The organism is Streptomyces sp. NPDC001889, from assembly GCF_053594535.1.
Window position 1 is genome coordinate 51,775 of sequence record NZ_JBSFER010000030.1, and the last position, 21,144, is coordinate 72,918.

The window sequence follows — 21,144 nt, forward strand, 5'->3', positions numbered from 1 at the left end:
CGCACCGTGCGAACTCCCAGCCCGTCCGGCGCTTGAGGACGCACCCCGCGCCCCGGGCTGGCAGTACCGTACGAACACCCAGCCCGTCGGGCATCGAAACCAGCCCTCGCACCACAGGTTGCCCGCACCATGCGCACACCCAGCCCGTCCGGCGCTTGAGGACACACCCCGCGCCGGGGGAGGCCCGCACCGTGCGGGCCCGGGTCGGGGGCCAGCCCCCGAACCCCCGCGCCTCAAACGCCGGCGAGGCTGAGATGTCCGGCTCCAACCGCCGACAGCGCTGAAAAGCACAGCTCACCGCCGACCGGCTGAAGTGCGGGGCCCCGACCGCCGGACAGGGCTGAAGTGCGCGGCTCACCGCCGACAGCGCAGAAAAGCACCGCCCCGGCCGCCGACGGGCTGAAGTGCGCGGCTCTGACCGCCGGACAGGGCTGAAATGCGCGACCCCGGCCGCCGACCGGCTGAAGCGCGCGGCCCCAACCGCCGGACAGCGCTGAAATGCGCGGCTCGCGGGCAGGCGCCTCGGCACAGGGCCCGCAGGGGGTGGAGGGTCAGCGGGACTCGGGGCCCAGGAGGTGGCGGGCGATGACCATGCGCTGGATCTGGTTGGTGCCCTCCACGATCTGCAGCACCTTGGCCTCGCGCATGAGGCGCTCGACAGGGAAGTCCGCCGTGTACCCGTACCCCCCGAGCACCTGAACCGCATCGGTCGTGACACTCATCGCCGCGTCCGTGCAGAACAGCTTCGCCATCGCCGCCTGCCGGCTGAAGGGACGCCCCTCGTCCCGCAGTCGGGCCGCCGCGAGATACAGCGCGCGGCCCGCCTCCACTCGGGTGGCCATGTCCGCCAGGAGAAACCGCAGCCCCTGGAAGTCCCCGATCGGCCTGCCGAACTGGCGCCGCTCGGCGGCGTACCCCAGCGCCTCGTCCAGCGCCGCCTGAGCCACCCCCACGGCGCAGGCGGCGATACCGAGCCGCCCGGAGTCCAGGGCGGAGAGCGCGATGGCGAAGCCCTGCCCCGCCTCCCCGATCCGGCCGCTGTCGGGGACCCGCACCCCGTCGAAGTGGAGCTGCGCGGTGGGCGAGCCCTTCATGCCCATCTTCTTCTCCGGCGCGGCGGCGCTCAGCCCCGCCGCGTCGCCGGGGACCAGGAACGCGGTGATGCCCCGGGCCCCCTCCACCCCCGTGCGGGCGAGCACGGTGCAGAAGTCGGCGACCCCGCCGTGGGTGATCCAGGCCTTGGTCCCGGTGATCACCCAGCCGTCGCCGTCGCGCACCGCCCGGGTGCTCAGCGAGGCCGCGTCGGAGCCGGATGCGGGCTCGGAGAGGCAGTACGCGCCGAGCAGCCCGCCGCCGAGCATGGCGGGCAGCCGGTCGGCCCGCTGCTCCTCGGTGCCGTAGCCGGCCAGGGCATGGCAGGCGAGGGAGTGGACACTGACGCCGAGCCCCACGGTGAGACGGGCGGCCGCCAGCTCCTCCAGGACCTGGAGATAGACCTCGTACGGCTGGTCCCCGCCGCCGTAGCGGCTGTCGTAGGGGAGACCGAGCAGGCCCGATGAGGACAGCAGGGTGAAGAGTTCCCGGGGGAAGTGCCCGGACTCCTCCTCCTCGGCCGCCCGGGGGGCGACCTCCCGCTGGACGATGTCACGCACCAGGGCGATGAGATCCCTGGACTCCTCCGTGGGCAGCTGACGGTCCACCAACTGCGGAACGCTGTCGGTCATGTCGGCGCTCTCCTCCCTGTCGGGCACTGTGGCTCCGCGCGCCCGGGGTGTGAGCGCGCCGCGCCGCTCTCTGCCGTGCCGATGCCGCGCTTCCGGGTCGCGGAGAGGGCTCGGCGGTGGCTCTGGCTGTGGCGCGTCGAGTATGCCCGATCACAGCGGTTCCGTCACGGGTGCGCAGGTGGGAGGCGGTCAGCGCGCGACCGGCGCCTCCGGGAGAGCCGGGCCGCGCGCCGGCTCGGGGGCGGGCTGGGGGAAGCCGGGCTCGAACTCCTCGATGGTGGCCAGGGCGGCACGCAGCAGCCGGATCAGCAGTGCGCAGACCAGCTCCCGGTCCGGCTCCCGGCGGCCGACCCAGTCCAGGGCGATCTGCTCGACACCGCTGAGCCAGCCGAGGAGCGCGAGCCGGGCGACGGCGGGGATCTCCCGGGTGCCGTAGGCGCCCTCGGCGATGGTGGCGACCAGCTCCTCGCGCACCGCGTTCCGGATGGCCTGGACCTCGGCGTCGAAGCCGACTCCCCCGGTGACGATGGTGCGGAAGGCCGCCTCGTTGTTCCGGGCGTACCGCAGATATCCGTCGACGGTGCGGCGGACCCGCTCGAAGCGCGGCAGTTCGGGCTCTCCGGCGGCGCGTGCCACGAGATCGGCGACCGAGTCCTCGACGATGGCGAGGTAGTAGCCGCGCTTGCTGGTGAAGTAGTAGTAGATCAGCCCTTTGGCGACCCCGGCGTGCCGGGCGATGTCGTCCATGGAGAGCGCGTCGTACGAGGTGTCCGCGAAGAGCTTCCGCCCGGTCGCGATGAGTTCGGCGCGGCGTGCCCGGTACTTCTCGGTCCCGGCACGCCGTTCACTCTTGGTCAATTCAGGCCCTTGCCTCGCGCCTGGACACAGGATGTCCGCAGTATGGCAGAGGGCGTCCGGCGCCCCGGGGGGCGTCAGATCAGCCCGAGGCGGGTGACGAGCATGGCGATGACCACGACCAGGGTCCAGCCCGCGAGGTGCTCGGCCAGGCCGGAGCGGTCGTCGGGGCCTCCGGTGCGGGCACGGGCGGCGGCGGGGGTCGCGGGGGCGGATGCGGCGGAAGCGGATGCGGAGGTCATGGTGGTCTCGCTCGGTCGGGCGGTGGGGCCGGGGCGCCCCGGGTGACCCGGCCACAGTGCCAGCGCTCCCGGCCCCCGGGGTAGGACCTGCGTCACTGCCCCCGGGCCGGCGGCGGCCTCAGTGGATGCCGAGGGAGGCCAGAACCCGGCGCTGGGCGGGCGTGGGGCGCTCGGGCCAGTAGAGGTAGCAGACGCCTCCTGTGCCGGACGCCACTGCCCCGTTTGCTCCGTACCGCTTGGTACGGAGCCAGATGTTCTCCCACGCGCGGCGGCGGTAGACCCGGCGTACCGCTCCGTTGCTGTCGGACGCGGGGTCGTTGGCGATCACATCGCCGGCGGCCGTGAAGCCGACGACGGCCATCAGATGGCCCGCCGTGCCGTATCCGGCGCCGGTCAGCTCCTCCGGGAGGAAGGACTGCGAGGTGATCACCGGGACCCCGGCCGCGATCAGCCGCTCCAGCTCGGTGAGCGAGGAGAGCCGGGTGACGACCGCGTTCATCCGGTGGTGGGAGGCGGCGTAGGCGGCGTTGAAGGGCCAGTTGCCGCAGCCCTCGTACTGGTAATCGAAGGTCTGCCGCGCCGCGTGGCAGACCTGGGGGTCGCCGAAGGCCGGATCGACCCAGGCCAGATCGGCCGCGGTGGGCCGCCGGCCCCAGTATTCGAGGACCATCTGCGAGGAGGTGGGGCTGCACCAGGCCTCGCCGCCGCCGTCGTACTCCGGATAGCGGCCGGTGTGGACGTTCTGGGAGTAGCGGGGTACATCCAGCACCCGCGCGGGCCCCGGCGCGGAGGCGGGCACGGTGAACCGGTCCGGGACGGCGGAGGCCATCGCTCCGGCCCGCCGCACGGTGGGGGTGAGCCGGGTGCCGGGTCTGCGGTGGAGGGTGAGCCGCAGCCGGTACGCGACCAGCCGTACCGCGCTCGCCGGGTCGTCCACCGCGAGGGTGTCGGTCCGGACGGAGGAGCGGCCGTCGCTCTGGCCGTCCAGCGAGGCACGGCGGATGTCGGTGTCGCCCGCCGCCCAGCGGCCCATCACGAACCACGGTGTCGCGGTGCCGTCCGCGTAGGTGCCGCGCAGTTCCACCTGGAGCCAGGTGCCCGCCGGGGTGTCCGCGTTCCAGGAGGCGATGATCTCGGTCGCGGGGACCCGGGTGCGGTGCTCGGGCGAGGTCCAGGTGGCGTACTCCCAGCTCCCGGTCCGGCCGGTGTGCGGATCGGTGTGGTCGAGGCGGCCGGCGGGGCGCGCGACGACGACCGAGGGGCGGGCGCCCCCGGCCGTCCGCACCCCGTCGGGGGTGCCGGAGCGCCAGTCGGCGGATGTCGTCCAGAAACGGTTCTCCACGGCCGGCGCGCCGGGGTCCCGGCGGGTGGCGGGGGTGGCCGCGAGGACAGCGGGGGCGGCCGGGGCGGTGAGCGCGCCCGCTCCGGCCGCCGCGGCGACGGCGCCCAGCAGGGTTCTGCGCGGAACGCTTCCGTGGGACAGGTCCAAGGGAACCCCCGGTTCGGTGGCGGCGGGACGGCGGGGCGTGCGGAGCCGACGAGGCCACTATCGCCGCTCGGCCCGGCTCCGGCCAGCCGCCGGGATTCCGCTCCCGGGTCCCCGTCCCACCGGGGACGACCGGCCCGTCCCGCCGGGGACGACCGGCCCCTCCCACCGGGACGACCGGCCCCGCCGGGGCGCCGTAGGGTGGCCGGGTGGACGATCTCGACGGCCTGGCCCGGACCCTCGGCGCGCTGCCGCCCTCCTGCGGCCCGGTGCGGCTGATCGCGGTCGACGGGCACGCCGGCTCGGGCAAGAGCACCTTCGCCGCCCGGCTGGCCGGCGCCCTGGAGCACACCGGCGGCGCCCCCGTCCCCGTACTCCACCTGGACGACCTCGCCAGCCATGAGGAGCTGTTCGGCTGGACCGGCCGGATGCTCTCCCAGGTGATCGGGCCGCTCACCCGGGGCGTGAGTGCCGAGTACACGCCGTACGACTGGACCGCGCGCCGGTTCACCCCACCGCGCGCCCTCCCCGCCGCCCCGGCCGTCCTGGTCGAGGGGGTGGGCGCGGGGCGCCGCGCGCTGCGCCCCCACCTCGCCGCGCTGCTCTGGATGGAGCGGGGCGCCGAGGACTCCTGGCGGCGGGGGCGGCGGCGGGACGGCGACGGGCTGACCGCCTTCTGGGACGGCTGGACGGCTGCGGAGTCCCGCCACTTCGCGGCCGACCCCTCGCGGCCCTTCGCGGACGCCCTGATCAGGGAGTGCCCCGGGGGTTACGAGACGCTCCCCGGCCCTCGAACAAACGCACCCGAGAACCAGATCATCACACTGGGTCACCGCACTCCCCCGCCCTACTGACCAGTCGGAAATCCGCCCCAAGAGGGCCCGAACTCTGCTTGACCGACGGGGCGCAGAGGTCTTACGTTCTCAATGTGCGGCTTTACCGCTGCCCACAGACGCGAAGCCCCCGGTTGTTCCCCCGTGACCGGGGGCTTCGTTCTGCCCGCCGCCCCACCGCCGCCCGCCCGCCTCCCTAACCCTCGGTCACCGCGATCCGTATCACCCCACGGCGCCCTTAAGCTCGGCGTCCCTGCGCAGGTACGATGCTTTTCGGTGGGGTCAAATCCCGTCCACGGAACGGTGGTTCGGTGCCTTGCCTGCCGTCTCCCGCCCCCGTCGGCGGGGCCCGGGGGCGAGTCTCCGGACATGGCGCAGGTGCACTTTGTGGGGGACCTGATGAATATCGGCACGCAGGGCGCACCGGCCCCGGCCGACCTCGCCTGGGTGCGCGGCGTGGACGCCTACACCATGGGGGCCTATCCGCAGGCGGAGGAGGAGTTCCGCACCGCCGTACGGCTCGATCCCGGGATGGCCGACGGCTGGCTGGGGCTGCACGCCCTGCGCGTCGACACCACCAACGCGCTGCTGCGGATGTACCGCGCCCGGGACCGCTTCGGGGAGCAGCGCTCGCGCCACCGCCGCACCCTCAACTCCTGGTACTGGCTGGGCTGGTGGGTCCAGCCGGTGCTGGAGAGCGAGCGGGATCTGCTGCTCGCCCACGCCTCCCACTGGCTCGACGGCCGGCACGTGCCCGAGCTGGACCGGGCGCTGGCCGCCCTGCCGCCCGTGGACACCGATCCCCAGGTGCGCTTTCTGCACGCCTGCCGCGCCTATCTGGTCAAGGACTGGGAGCAGCTCGTCCGGCACACCGAGCCGCTGGTCAACGATCCGCTGCTGGGCATCGAGGCCGGGCTCTTCGGCGGAATGGCCCGGGTGCGCCTGGAGATGTACGGACAGGCCGAGCCGCTGCTCTCGGCGGCGCTGATGCGCTGCCGCAGCGAGCAGCCCCAGCGCAAGGAGCTGCGCTACTGGCTGGCGCGGGCGCACGAGGGCACCGGCCGCAGCGCGGCGGCGCTGCCGCTGTACCGGGCGGTGCACCGGATCGACCCGGCGTTCATGGACACCTCCGCCCGGCTGACGGCGATCGCCGACTACGACGGCCTGGAGGGGTACGACAACACGACCGGGCTCGCGGTCTCGCTGGCCGGCTTCGGCCAGGAGCCCCTTCAGGAGCGCGGGGAGTCCACGGACGGTGAGGGCGGTGCGGCGGCGGACCAGCGGCCCGGCTCCGACCCGGGGACGCAACTGCCCGGCTCGGTGCCCTCCGTACCCCTGCCCGAGGTGATCCGGCGGCGGGCGCAGGACCCGGCCGACGCTCCCCCGGCCCTGGTCCCCTCGGGCCCCACCGATCCGGCGCTGCTCGCCGAGGCCCTGGCCGAGCTGGAGCGCATGGTGGGGCTCGATCCGGTGAAACGGCAGGTCAAGGCGCTCTCCGCACAGCTGGAGATGGCCAGGCTGCGCGCCGGTCAGGGGATGCCGGTGCAGCCGCCGAAGCGGCATTTCCTCTTCTCGGGCCCTCCGGGCACCGGGAAGACCACCGTCGCCCGGATTCTCGGCCGGGTCTTCTACGCGCTGGGGCTGCTCGGCGGCGACCATCTGGTGGAGGCGCAGCGCTCGGACATGGTGGGCGAGTTCCTCGGACAGACGGCGGTGAAGGCCAATGAGCTGATCGACTCCGCGCTCGGCGGGGTGCTCTTCGTCGACGAGGCGTACAGCCTGGCCAACTCCGGCTACTCCAAGGGCGACGCCTACGGCGACGAGGCCCTCCAGGTGCTGCTGAAGCGCGCCGAGGACAACCGGGACCATCTGGTGGTCATCCTGGCGGGCCACCCGGAGGGCATGGACCGGCTGCTCGCCGCCAACCCCGGGCTCGCCTCCCGCTTCACCACCCGGATCGACTTCCCCTCGTACCGCCCGCTGGAGCTGACCGCGATCGGCCAGGTGCTGGCCGCGGAGAACGGCGATGTGTGGGACGAGGAGGCCGTGGACGAGCTGCGCTCGGTCAGCGGCCATGTGGTGGACCAGAGCTGGATCGACGAACTCGGCAACGGGCGCTTTCTGCGGACGCTGTACGAGAAGAGCTGCGCCTACCGTGATCTGCGGCTGTCGGGCTATCCGGGCACACCCACCCGGGACGATCTCTCGACGCTGCGGCTGCCGGATCTGATGCAGGCGTACGGGGAGGTCCTGTCGGGCCGCGGTCCCCGTGGCCGCGGCCCTCAGGAGCCCTCGCCGGGGTGACACCGGACCGGGCGGGCGGCTCGGGCCGCCGCGGCCCGGCGAGGGCTCAGCTCACCAGGGCGATGTCCCCGGTGGTGCGGACCGGCGGCGGGGAGCCGGCGGCCGGGGCGGGCGGGGGTTCGCGGACCTCGCCGACCAGGGTCCGCAGCACATCCTCCAGGGCGACCAGACCGAGGATCTCCCCGGAGGCCCCGGCGACCTGTGCGAGATGGGCCGCCGCCCGGCGCATCACCGTGAGCGCGTCGTCCAGCGGCAGTTCCCGGCCGAGGGTCGCCATGGGCCGCCATATCCGCTGGGGCACGGCCCGCTCCGGCTCCTCCAGATCGAGGACGTCCTTGACGTGGAGGTAGCCCAGATACGGCCCGTCGCCCTCGCCCCGTACCGGAAAGCGGGAGTAGCCGGTGCGCACCGTCAGCTCCTCGATCTGGCGGGGGGTGACGGACGGGCCGACGGTCACCAGCGCGGAGCGGGCGATCAGCACCTCGGTCACCGGGCGGCTGCCGAGCTCCAGCGCGTCGGCCAGCCGCTCCTGCTCGGCCGGGTCCAGCAGCCCCGCCTGGCCGGAGTCCTCGACCAGCCGTCCGAGCTGGGCGCTGGTGAAGACCGCCGGCACCTCGTCCCGCGGCTCGACCCCGAAACCGCGCAGCACCGCACCGGCGCAGGCGCCCAGGCCCGCCGTCACCGGACGGCAGAGCCGGGCGAAGGCGACGAGGCCGGGGCTGAGCCAGAGCGCGGTCCGCTCGGGGGCGGCCATGGCGAGGTTCTTGGGCACCATCTCGCCGATGACGAGGTGGAGACAGACGACGGCCGCCAGGGCGATGGCGTACCCCAGCGGGTGCACCAGCCCCTCCGGCACCCGGGCGGCGTGGAAGAGCGGTTCGAGGAGCCGGGCGACGGTGGGCTCGGCGACCGCGCCCAGCGTCAGTGAGCAGACGGTGATGCCGAACTGGGCCGCCGCCATCATCCGCGGCAGATGCTCCAGTCCGTACAGCACCCGGCGGGCCCGGGCACAGCCGCCGGCGGCGAGGGGTTCGATCTGGCTGCGGCGCACCGAGACCAGGGCGAACTCGGCGCCGACGAAGAAGCCGTTGGCGAGCACCAGCACCACGGCGAGCAGCAGGGGGAGCAGACTCACCGGCCCGCCTCCGGACCGGGGCCGGCCTGCGGTGCGCCGGTGCGGACCAGGCGTACCCGCTCGGCGCGGTAGCGGTCGACCCGGCGCACCGACAGCCGCCAGCCGGGCAGTTCGGCCCGGTCGCCGGGGGCGGGGATGCGCCCCAGCAGATCGGCGACGAGACCGGCCACCGTCTCGTACGGTCCGTCGGGCACATCGAGACCTGTCCGGCGCAGATCGAGGACCCGGCAGCCGCCGTCGGCCTCCCAGGCGGGGCGGCCGTCCTCGGGTGCCACGGGGGTGATGCCGGGCCCGGCGCCCCGGGCCGTGTCGTGTTCGTCGCGGACCTCGCCGACGAGTTCCTCGACGATGTCCTCCAGGGTGACCACTCCGGCCGTACCGCCGTACTCGTCGACGACCACGGCGAGCGGCTGCTCACCCCGGAGCCGGTCCAGCAGCCGCTGTACGGGCAGGGTGCGGGGCACCAGCAGCGGTGGCGCGGCGACCGAGCCCACGGAGGTGCGTATCCGCCTCCCGGCGGGGACCGCGAGGGCCGCCTTGAGATGGACGGTGCCGATGATGTCGTCGATGCTCTCGCGGTAGACCGGGAAACGGGAGAGGCCCGTGGCGCGGGTGAGGTTGAGGACATCGGCGGCGGTGGCGTCGCTGTGCAGGGCGACCGTCTTCACCCGGGGGGTCATCACATGGTGGGCGGTGAGTCCGCCGAGGGCGAGCGTGCGGACGAAGAGATCCGCCGTGTCCTGCTCCAGCGCGCCCGCGCGGGCGGAGTGCCGGGCGAGTGAGACCAGTTCGCCGGGGGTACGGGCGGAGGCCAGCTCCTCGGCGGGCTCGACGCCGAGGAGGCGGACGACCCGGTTGGCGAGGGCGTTGAGCCGGGCGATGAGGGGGCGGAAGAGCGCGGAGAAGAGCAGCTGCGGCCCGGCGGTGAACCGGGCCACCTGGAGCGGCCGGGAGACCGCCCAGTTCTTCGGGACCAGTTCGCCGACGACCATCTGCACGGCGGAGGCGAGGAGTATCCCGATGACCACGGCGACCGAGGGGACGGCCGCCGCCGGCAGCCCGGTCGCGGCCAGCGGCCCGCCGAGCAGCCGGGCCAGCGCGGGCTGCGCCAGCATGCCGACGACGAGCGAGGTGAGGGTGATGCCGAGCTGGGTGCCGGAGAGCTGGAAGGACAGCTCCCGCAGCGCGGTGACGACCCGGCGGGCGCGGCGGTCGCCGTCGGCGGCGGCCCGTTCGGCGTCGGGCCGCTCCACGGTGACGAGGCCGAACTCGGCCGCCACGAAGAAGCCGTTGGCGAGGATCAGGAGGAAGGCCGCGGTGAGCAGCGACAGGGGGGCGATCATGCCGCCGCCTCCCGGGAGGGGGCGGCGCGGGTACTACCGGACGGTCCGTCCATTGCCGGAGAGGGTCACTCCTCGGATCGCTGGAGCCCCGTGACGGCCGCCGGCGGGCCCGCCGCGGAGGGCGCGGCCCGGCCGGCGCGGCGGACGGGACGGGGCGCGCTGGGCGCCGCCGTCACCAGAGTAGAGGCGCCTGCCCCCGCCGGGGCGGGCGAAGCGCCGGGCGGAGCGGCGGCTCAGCGGGGGACGGTGCCGTGGGACTCGGCGAGCGCGCGCAGGGCGCGGGCGTCGCTGATGGCTTGCTCCCGGGCGATTCCGGGCTGGATGCCGAGGACCGGCAGGCTGGTCCCGTCGCTCAGGTCGAGGAAGACCCAGGGATCACCCGGACGGAGGTTCACCTTGACGATCTCCGCCCACTCCAGGTGGCGTACGCGCGTGATGTTGACGACCGTCACACCGGTGGCGTCGGCGACCACCTTGGGCCTGCTGAGCAGGGCCAGCACACCGAGGAAGAGGAAGGCGGTGAAGACGAAGCTGATCCGCTCCCCCGGGTTGAGCCGCTCCAGGGTCAGCCCCACGAAGGCGATCACGGAGAACATCACCGTGCCGACGCTCAGCAGGACGACACGGGTGCGGGTGGGCCGGAAGGTGACCGGGAGCTGCTGCTCCGGGGCGGCGGCGGGGCTGGTCATGGTCTCGGTGGTTCCTCAGAGCCGGCAGGCGTGGATGGCGGTGGTGAGAATGGCCCGCGCGCCCAGCTCGTACAGATCGTCCATGATCCGCTGGGCTTCCTTGGCGGCGACCATGGAGCGGACGGCGACCCAGCCCTCGTGGTGCAGCGGGGAGATGGTCGGCGACTCCAGGCCGGGAGTGAGGGCGACGGCCTGCTCCAGGTGCTCCACCCGGCAGTCGTAGTCCATCATCACGTAGGAGCGGGCGACCAGGACGCCCTGGAGCCGGCGGAGGAACTGCTGCACCTTGGGCTCGGCGGGGTCGGCCGGGTCGGCTCCGGTGCGGCGGATGACCACGGCCTCGGAGGTCATGATCGGCTCGCCGATGACCTCCAGGCCCGCGTTGCGCAGCGAGGTCCCGGTCTCGACCACATCCGCGATGATCTGGGCGACGCCCAGCTCGATCGCGGTCTCCACGGCGCCGTCCAGGTGGACGACGGAGGCGTCGATGCCGTTGTCGGCGAGGTGCTTGGCGACGATGCCCTCGTAGGAGGTGGCGACGGTCATGCCGCCGAACTCCCCGACGCCGCCCGCGGTGCCGGGGCGGGTGGCGTAGCGGAAGGTGGAGCGGGCGAAGCCGAGCTGGAGGATCTCCTCGGCACCGGCGCCGGAGTCGAGGAGCAGATCGCGGCCGGTGATGCCGATGTCCAGCCGGCCGGAGCTGACGTAGATCGCGATGTCGCGGGGGCGCAGATAGAAGAACTCGACCTCGTTCACGGGGTCGACCAGGACGAGTTCCTTGGACTCCTTGCGCTGCTGGTAGCCGGCCTCATGGAGCATCGCCATCGCAGGTCCGGACAGTGAACCCTTGTTGGGGACGGCGATGCGCAGCATGAGGTCGGCTTCCTTGCGTCGTGGGTGTGCGGGGCGGGGCAGCGGGCGGTGGTGCTCAGAGGTGGGCGTAGACGTCGTCCAGGGAGATCCCGCGCGCGACCATCATCACCTGGACGTGGTAGAGCAGCTGGGAGATCTCCTCGGCGGCGGCTTCCTTGCCCTCGTACTCGGCGGCCATCCAGACTTCGGCGGCCTCCTCGACGACCTTCTTGCCGATCGCGTGGACGCCCTTGTCCACCAGCTCGGCGGTGCGGGAGGTGGCCGGGTCGCCGGTCTCCGCCTTGAGCTGGAGCTCGGCGAAGAGTTCTTCGAAGGTTTTGTTCGCCATGATGCTCTCAGGGTACGGGGTGCGGGGCTCCGCTCAGCGCCAGGGTTCACTGACCGAGCGGAGGGTGGCGGCGGTCGCGACGGCCGCGGTGACCGCTTCGTGGCCCTTGTCCTCGGTCGACCCCTCGATACCGGCACGGTCCAGTGCCTGCTCCTCGGTGTCGCAGGTCAGCACGCCGAACCCGATGGGGACACCGGTGTCGACGGAGACCTGGACAAGCCCCTGGGTGACGCCCTGGCACACGTACTCGAAGTGCGGGGTGCCGCCGCGGATGACCACGCCGAGGGCGACGATCGCGTCGTAGCCGCGCTCGGCGAGGACCTTGGCGACGACGGGCAGCTCGAAGCTGCCGGGGACCCGCAGCAGGGTGGGTTCGTCGATGCCCAGCTCGCGCAGGGCGCGCAGGGCGCCCTCGACCAGGCCGTCCATGATCTTTTCATGCCACTGGGCCGCGATGACGGCGACTCGGAGGTCGCCGCAGTTGCGTACGGACAGTTCGGGTGCGCCCTTGCCGCTCACACTTCTCCTCGGGGGATCTCTGTTGTCACTGGTTGGCGCAGGCGGACACGGCGGGGGTGTCCAGCCCGGGGAGCTGGTGGCCCATCCGGTCGCGCTTGGTGCGCAGATAGCGGAGGTTGTGCTCGCCCGCCTGGACGGGCATCTGCTCCCGGCCGTGGACGGTGAGGCCGTGGCCGACCAGCGCGGTGATCTTGTCGGGGTTGTTGGTCATCAGCCGCAGGCTCCGCACGCCGAGGTCGGCGAGGATCTGGGCGCCGGCCGCGTAGTCGCGGGAGTCGGCGGGGAGGCCGAGTTCGAGGTTGGCGTCGAGGGTGTCGCGGCCCCGCTCCTGGAGTTCGTACGCGCGCAGCTTGGGGAGCAGGCCGATGCCCCGGCCCTCGTGGCCGCGGAGATAGACGACGACACCGCGGCCGGCCCGGGTGATGTGCTCCATGGCGGCGTGCAGCTGGGGGCCGCAGTCGCAGCGCAGGGACTGGAAGACATCGCCGGTGAGGCACTCGGAGTGGATGCGGACGAGCAGGTCCTCGCCGTCGCCGACGGTTCCGTGGACGAGGGCGACGTGCTCGACGCCGTCGGCGGTGGAGCGGTAGCCGTAGGCGGTGAAGCGGCCGAAGGCGGTCGGCAGGTCGACGGCGGCCTCGCGGCGGACGGTGGGCACCGCCCGGGCGGGGCCTGCGGCGGTGGCGAGACGGTAGGCGACCAGGTCCTCGATGGAGATGATCGTCAGCCCGTGCTTGCGGGCGAAGGGGATCAGCTCGGGCAGCCGCAGCATCACCCCGTCCTCGCCGGCGATCTCGACGATCGCCCCGGCGGGGCGCAGACCCGCGAGCCGGGCCAGGTCGACCGCGGCCTCGGTGTGGCCATTGCGCTCCAGCACTCCGCCGGGCCGGGCGCGGAGCGGGAAGACATGGCCGGGGCGGACGAAGTCGGCGGGTCCGGCGGCCCCGTTCGCCAGCAGCCGCAGGGTGGCGGAGCGGTCGGAGGAGGAGATTCCGGTGGTGACTCCATGGACGGGGGCCGCGTCGACCGAGACGGTGAAGGCGGTCCGCATGGACTCGGTGTTCTCCGCCACCATCTGCGGCAGTTCCAGCCGGTCCAGTTCGCCGCTCTCCATGGGGGCGCAGATCAGGCCCCGGCACTCGCTCATCATGAAGGCGACGACCTCGGGCGTGGCCTTCTCGGCGGCGATGACGAGATCGCCCTCGTTCTCGCGGTCCTCGTCGTCCACGACCACCACGGGCCGGCCGGCGGCGATGTCCCGGATGGCCGCTTCCACGGGGTCGAGGGCGAGGGAGAGGGGCGGCTCGGCCGGGGCGGGAGGCGGCTCGGCCGGGGCGGGAGGCGGCTCGGCCGGGGTGCGGGACGGCGAGATCATGCCGGGACTCCTTTCAGAGCCGGGGTACGGGTCCGCAGCCACCAGTCGCGCAGGCCCCACAGGACGAGCGCGAAGTAGATGACATAGACCAGCCCGGAGAAGGCGAGGCCGCTGCTGAAGGCCAGGGGCACGCCGACGATGTCGACCAGCAGCCAGGCGAACCAGAATTCGACCAGGCCGCGGGCCTGGGCGACCATGGCGACCACGGTGCCGACGAAGATGTAGGCGTCGGCCCAGGGGCTCCAGGACAGCGACGGGTAGAGGGTGAAGAGGCCGCCGACCGCCAGGGTGCCGGCGATGGCGCCGCCGGCGAGCAGTCCGCGCTCCTTCCAGGTGGCGAAGCGGACGGCGATGGAGCCGTCCTGGGCGTGCTGCCGGCCCCGGGTCCACTGCCGCCAGCCCCAGACGGCGACCGCGATGACGATGAGCTGCTTGCCCACGCCTCCGCTGAGGTCGGCGGAGGCGTAGGCGGCGACCAGGACGACGCCGGAGAGGAGCTGGGCGGGCCAGGTCCAGATCGAGCGGCGCCAGCCGAGCGCGAGTGCGATCAGACCGATGGTGTTGCCGGTCATGTCGGACCATTTGATGTCCTGTCCGAAGGCCGTGAAGGCCACGGAGTTCAGGGTGGACAGGGCGCTCACAGCGCGGTCTCCCGGGATCGGTCCCCGAGCAGCGACTCGACGTACTTGGCGATGATGTCGACTTCGAGGTTGACGGGGTCGCCGCTCTGCTTGATGCCGAGGGTGGTCAGGGCGAGGGTGGCCGGGATGAGGCTGATGGTGAAGTGGTCGTCCGCGGCGTCGACGACGGTGAGGCTGACTCCGTCGACGGTGATGGAGCCCTTCTCCACCACATAGCGGGAGAGCCCGCCGGGGAGCGAGACCTTGACGGCCTCCCAGTTCTCGGAGGGGGTGCGCGCCAGGATAGTGCCGGTGCCGTCCACGTGCCCCTGGACGATATGGCCGCCGAGGCGCCCGCCGACGGGCGTGGGGCGTTCCAGATTGACCCGGGAGCCGGCGGTGAGGCCGCCGAGGCTGGAGCGGTTGAGGGTCTCGGCCATCACATCGGCGGTGAACTCCCCGCCGCCGGTCTCGACCACCGTGAGACAGACGCCGTTGACGGCGATGGAGTCACCGTGTCGCGCGCCCTCGGTGACCCTGGGGCCGCGCAGCCGGAAGCGGGAGGAGTCGCCGAGGTTCTCGACGGCGGTGACCTCACCCAGTTCTTCGACGATTCCGGTGAACACTCAGCTCTCCTTCGGGGTGGTGGCGGGCACGGCGGTGATCCGCAGATCGGGGCCGATGCGCAGGGTCTCGGTCGTCTGGAGCCGCAACGCCTCGCCGATGGCGGAGATTCCGGCGTCGGCGAGAGCGGCGGGTCCGGCGCCGAGGAGCACGGGGGCGATGTAGCCGACGACCTTGTCGACGGCGCCCGCCGCGACGAAGGCCCCGGCGAGGGTGGGGCCGCCTTCGAGGAGTACGGAGCGGATGCCCCGGCGGTGCAGCTCGTCGAGCAGGCCGTGGACGGCCAGGCCCCGGTCACCGGCCGGGAGCCGGGCGATGTCGACACCGGGGAGATGGCCGGTGTCGGCGCCCTCGCCCACGGCTATCAGGGTCGGGGCGGCGTCGTCGAGGACCCGGGCGGTGGCCCGGATCGTGGCGTGGGTGTCGAGAACGACCCGCAGGGGCTGGACGGCGCCCTCGACGCCCCGGACCGCGAGGTGCGGGTCGTCGGCGCGCAGGGTCCCGGAGCCGACCAGGACCGCGTCGGCCTCGGCGCGCAGCCGGTGGACATCGGCGCGGGCCTCGGCCGAGGTGATCCAGCGGCTGGAGCCGTCCCGGGCGGCGATCCGGCCGTCGAGACTGGCGGCGTACTTCCAGAGCACATGGGGACGGCGCAGCCGTACGGAGGTGAGCCAGGCGGCGTTGCCCGCTTCCGCCTCCTCGGCGAGCAGCCCGGACTCCACCCGGAGCCCGGCCGCGCGCAGGGTCGCCGCGCCGCCGGTGGCCTGGGGGTCGGGGTCGCCGACGGCGTAGACGACACGGCTGACGCCGGCGTCGATCAGCGCCTGGGCACAGGGGCCGGTGCGGCCGGTGTGGTTACAGGGTTCGAGGGTGACGTACGCGGTGCCGCCCCGGGCCCGTTCGCCGGCGGCGCGCAGGGCGTGGACCTCGGCGTGGGGTCCGCCCGCGCGCTGGTGGTAGCCGGTGCCGGCGGTCTCTCCGGAGGCGTCGGCGATGACGCATCCCACGACCGGGTTGGGGCGGGTGAAGCCGAGTCCGCGGGCCGCGAGCGCGATGGCGCGGCGCATGGCGGTGGTGTCGGCAGCGGTGGCCACCGGGTCCTCCTGCCTCGTCGGGCGCGGACTCCGGGGTCTGTCGATGACGACAGAGAGCGGGTCGCCCGGTACACGGCTGTGCCGGACCGCCGGACGCACCGATCGCCACACGGGCGATCAGCCGCCGTCTGCGGTCGGCATGCCGGAGATCGGCCGCCCGCCGCGCACTGCCTCCCATCCGGACTTTAACCGTCGGTCCAGGAATTTCACCTGGTCAACCGGCCGCTGGCTGCGGACGGGTCGCGGACTGTAACCGCCGGTTCGGAATTGCACCGACCCCGGAGTGCGCTGCTGCTGATACAGGGCCAGTGTGCCATGCGGGGCAAGGGCCCAGACAGACGGATCATGTGGACTGACTCACAGAAGGTCCGGAACCGGCCGGGCCGCTGGCTGGATTTTGATGTATTGACCGTTCTGGTCTAGTCCTTTTACGCTCTGCGGACCTCCGCACGCGCGCGGGGTGACGGACGCCCGGCGGCGGAGTCCCGGCCCTTGCCGCCGTCGGGCTTCCCTCCGCGCGGGCCGCCGCCCCGGCGCCGCGCGCCTTCCGCCCGGCCCGTTCGCACAGCTCGTTCGCACGGCCCGGGCGCGAGGGCCCGGGCGCTCACGCCCCCGGCGCGAAGAGTTCCTCCTGCGCCGTGTCGCGGGCCATGAGCAGCGCGCCCCGCAGGATCGCGGCGCCGCCCAGCTCCCCCGGCCGCACCCGCGTGGGCAGCGGGGTCAGCTCGGCGAGGGCGGACTCGACCCTGGAGGCCAGTTCGGCGCCGCCGGCCAGTCCCACCTCGCCGCCGAGGACCACACAGCCCGGGTCGAGGATCGCGGTGAGCGCCGCGGCGCCCAAGGAGAGCCGTGCGGCGAGGGCGTCCAGGAACTCCTCCGCGCCGGCCGCGACCGCCTCGGCCACGATCGCCGCCGCCGGGGGGCGGTGGGTCTCGGGGGGAACGGGGGGCTTGAGTCCGTACTCCTCCGCGAGGGCGCAGATCGCCCGCGAACCCGTCAGGGAGTGGAAGCCGCCGCCGCAGTCGGAGGCGGAGGGGAGCCCGCCCGTGCCCGGCACGGGGAGGAAGCCGATCTCGCCCGCGCCGCCCGACGCGCCCCTGCGCAGCCGGCCGTCGAGGAAGAGCGCGGCGCCGACACCGCCGCCGAGCCAGAGGAAGGCGAAGGTGTCGCGGTCGCGGGCGGCGCCCGTGCGCTGCTCGGCGACGGCGGCCAGGTTGGTCTCGTTCTCCAGGACGATCCGGGCGGACAGGCGCTCCTGGAGCGCGGCCACCAGGCTCCGGTGCCAGGCGGGCAGGCCCGTCGCGTCCCGGAGTTCGCCGGTGACCGGGTCGATCAGGCCCGGGACGCCGATGCCGACGCTGTGCAGCCGGGCCGCGCCCGCCTCGCGCACGGTCCGCTCCAGCAGGGAGGCGGTCAGCTCCACCGCGGGCTCGGGGTCGCTGTCCCGGGCGATGGGGAGGGCGGCCTCGGCGAGGGTGGCGCCGAGCAGATCGGCGACGACCAGGGAGACCCCCTCGGTCCGCACGTCGAGGGCCGCCAGATGGGCCCGGTCGGCGACGATCCCGTACACCCGGGCGTTGGGGCCGCGGCGGCGGGCACCCGCCTCCCCGACGACACGGATCAGCCCCGACTCCTGGAGCCGCTCCACCAGATCGGCGACAGTGGGCCGGGAGAGCCCGGTCAGGGTCTTCAGCTGTCCGGCCGTCAGCGGACCCTCGCGCTGGAGCAGTTCGAGCGCGGTCCGATCGTTGATGACCCGGGCGGTGCTCGGGGATGCGGGCATGCGGGAATCCTTTCAGATCGGGTCCCCGGCTGTAACCATTATCCATCAGGAAGGGTTCCTGATAGTTTACGGCCACCAAACGAGAGGGAGGGGCGCCGCCATGGCGTACGAGGCCGCCTACGGGCAGCAGCGATTGAACCAGGCCCGGTTCGCCGTGGCCACGGTCTTCTGTGTGCACGGCGCGGTGACCGGGAACTTCGCCACCCGGATTCCCTGGATTCAGGACCACGCCGGGGTCAGCGCGGGGCAGCTCGGGCTGGCGCTGGCCTTCCCCGCGATCGGGGCCTCGCTGTCGATGCCCCTCGCGGGAATGGTCAGCCACCGCTTCGGCGCGCGGAACGCCCTGAGGGGGCTGCTGGCGCTGTGGACCCTGGCGCTGGTGCTGCCGGCCCTCGCGCCCGATCTGCTCACCCTGTGTGCGGCGCTCTTCGTGTACGGGGCCACGGCCGGGGTCTCCGATGTCGCGATGAACGCGCTCGGGGTGGAGACGGAGAACCGCCTCGGGCGGTCGATCATGTCGAGCCTGCACGGGATGTGGAGCGTGGGCACGCTGATCGGCTCGGTCGGCGGGACGTTCGCGGCACAGCTGGACGTCGACGCCCGGGTGCACCACGCGCTGGCGGCGGGGGTGCTGACGGTGCTGGGGCTCCTGGCCTGCCGGCGCGTACTGGACCTGCGCAGCAGCCCGGACGAGGAGGCGCCGCCGAGGTTCGCGCTGCCGCCGAGGTCCGCTGTGGTGATCGGGGCGATCGGGTTCTGCGCGGTGTTCGCGGAGGGGGCGAGTCTGGACTGGTCGGCGGTGTATCTGCGGGACGAGCTGGGTACGTCGGCGGGGCTGGCGGCGGCGTCGACCACGGCGTTCGCGCTGACGATGGCGGTGGCGAGGCTGGTGGGGGACCGGGTGGTGGACCGGTTCGGCCCGGTGCGGACCGTCCGCTGGGGCGGGGTGCTCGCCACGGCGGGCGGGGTGATGGTGGTGCTGGCACCGCATCCGGCGTTGGCGCTGGCCGGGTTCGGGTTCATCGGGCTCGGGGTGGCGGTGGTGGTGCCGCTGGCGTTCGCGGCGGCGGCGCGGAGCGGGCCGAGGCCGGCGCAGGCGATCGCGGGGGTGGCGACGATCACGTACACCTCGGGGTTGATCGCGCCGAGCGCGATCGGGGCGGTGGCGGACGCGACGAGTCTGGTGGTGTCGTTCGGTCTGGTGACACTGCTCGCCTTCGGCCTGTTCCTCGCCGCGAACGTGCTCCGCGCGGCCCGCACGACCGCGCCGGCCGCGCCGGAGAAGACCCCTCTCGGGTAGCTCGGGGGGGCCGCGCCGGGGCCCCAGGGCCGAGGCTCCCGGGGCGGGGGGTCCGTCCTCAATCGCCGGACCGGCTGGAAACGCACGGGCCCGGGCACCCGGAGTGCGGCGTCCGTCCTCAAACGCCGGACCGGCTGGAAATACACGGGCCCGGGCACCCGGAGTGCGGCGTCCGTCCTCAAACGCCGGACCGGCTGGAAATACACGGGCCCGGGCACCCGGAGTGCGGCGTCCGCCCCCAAACCCCGGACCGGCTGGAAATACACGGGCCCGGGCACCCGGAGTGCGGCGTCCGCCCCCAAACCCCGGACCGGCTCGAAACACACGGGCCCGGGCCCCCGGAGTGCGGCGTCCGCCCCCAAACCCCGGACCGGCTGTTCACTCGGCCCCACCGACGGATACGGCACACCTCCCGGCCCCGCCTGCACATGAGGCCCGACACCCAGCCCCGCCCACGACCCGAGCAACCCCAGCCCCTCCGGCGATTGAGGAGCGGGGGCTCGGGGGCAGGCCCCCGACCAAGGCCCGCACCACGCGGGCTCCCTGCCGCACCGCGTCCGTCCCCGAACCCCGGACAGGCTGGAGCTGCCCGGCCCCTCGTCGAGTGCGGGCCCGAGAGCCCGGGGCCCGGGGCCCGAGAGCCCGGGGCCCAGGGCCCAGGGCCCGGGAGGTCAGCCGGCGATGGAGGAGAGTTGTTCCGCCGCCGGGCGGAGAAGCCAGAGGTCACCCGTGGGAGGCGGCTCCAGATGCGGCAGGGCCGCCCGGGCGCGGGCATCGCCCGCGTCCGCCGCCGCCCGGACCACATCCCCCGCCGCGTACCTGCGGAACTCCAGCTCCGGATGCCCCCACACCCCCTCCCCCGTCGCCGCCGGCAGCACATACCGCACCGCCCCGAACAGACTCTCCCCCTCCGCCCCCCGATACCCCCACAGATCAACCCCCACCCGCTCCCCGATCTCCGCCAGCCGCGCGAACGCCACCAGCGAGAAGACCGAGTAGTGCCAACTGCGCGTCCTGCTCAGCTCCAGCGGCTGCCTCCCGTCCGCCGCGATCTGCGGATCGATCCGCTTGGCCCCCGCCTCCCGGACGATCCGCCGCGCCAGCGCCCGCTCCCCGGTGGCCGCCGCGAGCGCCGCCACCTGCATGTCGTGGAAGGTGCCGTGGTTGTTCCCCGCCGCCGCCTCCTCCTTGCCGAACCCGCTGGTGAGCAGCCAGTCCAGGAAGGCCGTGTTCCAGGCCCGCATCCCCCTCCGGTCGGCGGCGCGCCAGCCGGGCGCCCCGGTGTCGAGGATCGCGAGGGTGTCCAGCACGCTGGTGTACATCTGCGAGAAGTCGATGATGCCGATCGCGCGGCCCTCGTGCCTGCACGGGATGAACTGCCCGTGGTTGAGGTGCGGGTTCATCCGGGTCGCCGGGGTGACGAACCAGGTGCGCAGGATCAGCGCCGCGTGCTCCGCGTACCGCCGCTCCCCGGTGTAGTACCAGGCGAGCCCGAGTGTCGTGGAGGCGCCGACCACCTTCCCGATGTCGGGCCGGTCGGTACCGGTGTCGACCTCGGGGTTGCGTTCGCCGTCGCGCTGGACATAGGGGCAGCCCCAGGGGTTCTCGGGGGTCCCCGGCCTGGTTGGCCACCAGTAGGGCGCCTGGCTGAGGTAGTCGTGCGGGTCGCCGCTCGGCGCGGGCCGGGGTTTGTCCACCACGGTCCAGGGCCCCTGGCCCAGCCAGCGGTCGGCCTGGGCGACCAGGTGCCGGGCCGCCGTGCGCAGGGCGGGGTCCCCCCGGTCGAGCCGTTTCTTCGCCCGGACCAGCCGGTCCCCGTCGATCACCACCGTCTGCGGCGCTCGCCCGGGGGACGACGCGGACGCGGACGGCAGCAGCGGACCCGCGCAGAGGGCGAGCGCGGTGAGCACAACTCCCCACCGCCGTAAGGCGCTTCCGACCATCGAACCCTCCTGTCAGAGATGTGAACGAGATTCATGTACCGGACCGTGCGAGCGTAGGCCCGCCGGTGGAGGGT

At 73.7% G+C, this 21,144-nt stretch carries 19 protein-coding genes and 1 riboswitch; of the genes, 3 read left to right on the top strand and 16 right to left on the bottom strand.

The features are described 5' to 3' along the window. Window positions 1–551: 551 nt before the first annotated feature. The 4 genes from ACWCRA_RS30300 to ACWCRA_RS30315 form a co-directional block, all read right to left on the bottom strand. Window positions 552–1,724 carry an acyl-CoA dehydrogenase family protein gene (locus tag ACWCRA_RS30300; RefSeq protein WP_351556186.1) on the bottom strand — a complete coding sequence of 391 codons (1,173 nt, stop codon included), beginning with the start codon at window positions 1,722–1,724 and terminating at the stop codon, window positions 552–554. 189 nt (window positions 1,725–1,913) lie between these two features. Next, window positions 1,914–2,582 carry a TetR/AcrR family transcriptional regulator gene (locus ACWCRA_RS30305; protein WP_351556183.1) on the bottom strand — a complete coding sequence of 223 codons (669 nt, stop codon included), beginning with the start codon at window positions 2,580–2,582 and terminating at the stop codon, window positions 1,914–1,916. 74 nt (window positions 2,583–2,656) lie between these two features. Then, window positions 2,657–2,821, bottom strand: coding sequence for an SCO1431 family membrane protein (locus tag ACWCRA_RS30310; RefSeq protein WP_451069105.1), 165 nt, complete (start codon window positions 2,819–2,821; stop codon window positions 2,657–2,659). Window positions 2,822–2,939: 118 nt separating this feature from the next. After that, a complete protein-coding gene (locus tag ACWCRA_RS30315; protein WP_451069119.1) occupies window positions 2,940–4,304 on the bottom strand; it encodes a C39 family peptidase in 1,365 nt (454 codons plus the stop codon). Window positions 4,305–4,516: 212 nt separating this feature from the next. Between ACWCRA_RS30315 and ACWCRA_RS30320 the strand changes: the two genes are divergently transcribed. Together ACWCRA_RS30320 and ACWCRA_RS30325 are read left to right on the top strand one after the other, a co-directional pair. Next, entirely contained in the window at window positions 4,517–5,161 is a 645-nt protein-coding gene (locus ACWCRA_RS30320) for a uridine kinase family protein (protein WP_351556177.1), read from the top strand. A gap of 378 nt (window positions 5,162–5,539) precedes the next feature. Next, on the top strand, window positions 5,540–7,444 hold the full coding sequence (locus tag ACWCRA_RS30325; protein ID WP_351556191.1) for an AAA family ATPase: 1,905 nt from the start codon (window positions 5,540–5,542) through the stop codon (window positions 7,442–7,444). Window positions 7,445–7,490: 46 nt separating this feature from the next. On the opposite strand, the gene ACWCRA_RS30330 is transcribed toward ACWCRA_RS30325, so the two are convergent. From ACWCRA_RS30330 to ACWCRA_RS30380, 11 genes are all read right to left on the bottom strand, one after another. Further along, window positions 7,491–8,579 (bottom strand): hemolysin family protein, encoded by a 1,089-nt coding sequence (locus tag ACWCRA_RS30330; protein ID WP_351556174.1) that lies wholly within the window; start codon window positions 8,577–8,579, stop codon window positions 7,491–7,493. Then, entirely contained in the window at window positions 8,576–9,922 is a 1,347-nt protein-coding gene (locus ACWCRA_RS30335; RefSeq protein WP_451069106.1) for a hemolysin family protein, read from the bottom strand. Before ACWCRA_RS30335 ends, ACWCRA_RS30330 begins: the two co-directional genes overlap by 4 nt. 233 nt (window positions 9,923–10,155) lie before the next feature. Beyond that, a complete protein-coding gene (locus tag ACWCRA_RS30340; RefSeq protein WP_351556169.1) occupies window positions 10,156–10,611 on the bottom strand; it encodes a PH domain-containing protein in 456 nt (151 codons plus the stop codon). A 15-nt stretch (window positions 10,612–10,626) separates the two neighbouring features. After that, on the bottom strand, window positions 10,627–11,484 hold the full coding sequence (gene hisG / locus ACWCRA_RS30345) for an ATP phosphoribosyltransferase (protein ID WP_351556166.1): 858 nt from the start codon (window positions 11,482–11,484) through the stop codon (window positions 10,627–10,629). Between the two features lie 55 nt (window positions 11,485–11,539). Next, window positions 11,540–11,812: a phosphoribosyl-ATP diphosphatase gene (locus ACWCRA_RS30350; RefSeq protein WP_351556163.1), complete on the bottom strand. Its 273-nt coding sequence runs from the start codon at window positions 11,810–11,812 to the stop codon at window positions 11,540–11,542. 33 nt (window positions 11,813–11,845) lie between these two features. Next, entirely contained in the window at window positions 11,846–12,331 is a 486-nt protein-coding gene (ribH, locus tag ACWCRA_RS30355) for a 6,7-dimethyl-8-ribityllumazine synthase (RefSeq protein WP_351556160.1), read from the bottom strand. Between the two features lie 25 nt (window positions 12,332–12,356). Then, window positions 12,357–13,706 carry a bifunctional 3,4-dihydroxy-2-butanone-4-phosphate synthase/GTP cyclohydrolase II gene (locus ACWCRA_RS30360; RefSeq protein ID WP_451069107.1) on the bottom strand — a complete coding sequence of 450 codons (1,350 nt, stop codon included), beginning with the start codon at window positions 13,704–13,706 and terminating at the stop codon, window positions 12,357–12,359. Then, the gene (locus ACWCRA_RS30365) at window positions 13,703–14,347 is read right to left on the bottom strand and encodes a nicotinamide mononucleotide transporter family protein (protein WP_351556154.1); all 645 of its coding nucleotides are present in this window, start codon (window positions 14,345–14,347) and stop codon (window positions 13,703–13,705) included. Before ACWCRA_RS30365 ends, ACWCRA_RS30360 begins: the two co-directional genes overlap by 4 nt. Next, window positions 14,344–14,952 (bottom strand): riboflavin synthase, encoded by a 609-nt coding sequence (locus ACWCRA_RS30370; RefSeq protein WP_351556152.1) that lies wholly within the window; start codon window positions 14,950–14,952, stop codon window positions 14,344–14,346. Before ACWCRA_RS30370 ends, ACWCRA_RS30365 begins: the two co-directional genes overlap by 4 nt. After that, the gene (gene ribD / locus ACWCRA_RS30375; protein WP_451069108.1) at window positions 14,953–16,044 is read right to left on the bottom strand and encodes a bifunctional diaminohydroxyphosphoribosylaminopyrimidine deaminase/5-amino-6-(5-phosphoribosylamino)uracil reductase RibD; all 1,092 of its coding nucleotides are present in this window, start codon (window positions 16,042–16,044) and stop codon (window positions 14,953–14,955) included. Between the two features lie 160 nt (window positions 16,045–16,204). After that, window positions 16,205–16,335: riboswitch (FMN riboswitch) on the bottom strand. Between the two features lie 313 nt (window positions 16,336–16,648). Further along, entirely contained in the window at window positions 16,649–17,827 is a 1,179-nt protein-coding gene (locus ACWCRA_RS30380; protein WP_451069109.1) for an ROK family transcriptional regulator, read from the bottom strand. 100 nt (window positions 17,828–17,927) lie between these two features. Here ACWCRA_RS30380 and ACWCRA_RS30385 point away from each other — a divergent pair, with 100 nt between their 5' ends. Continuing rightward, window positions 17,928–19,127 (top strand): MFS transporter, encoded by a 1,200-nt coding sequence (locus tag ACWCRA_RS30385; protein WP_451069110.1) that lies wholly within the window; start codon window positions 17,928–17,930, stop codon window positions 19,125–19,127. A gap of 671 nt (window positions 19,128–19,798) precedes the next feature. Here ACWCRA_RS30385 and ACWCRA_RS30390 read toward each other — a convergent pair. Next, window positions 19,799–21,070, bottom strand: a complete 1,272-nt coding sequence (locus tag ACWCRA_RS30390; protein ID WP_451069111.1) for an alginate lyase family protein — start codon at window positions 21,068–21,070, stop codon at window positions 19,799–19,801. Window positions 21,071–21,144 lie beyond the last annotated feature (74 nt).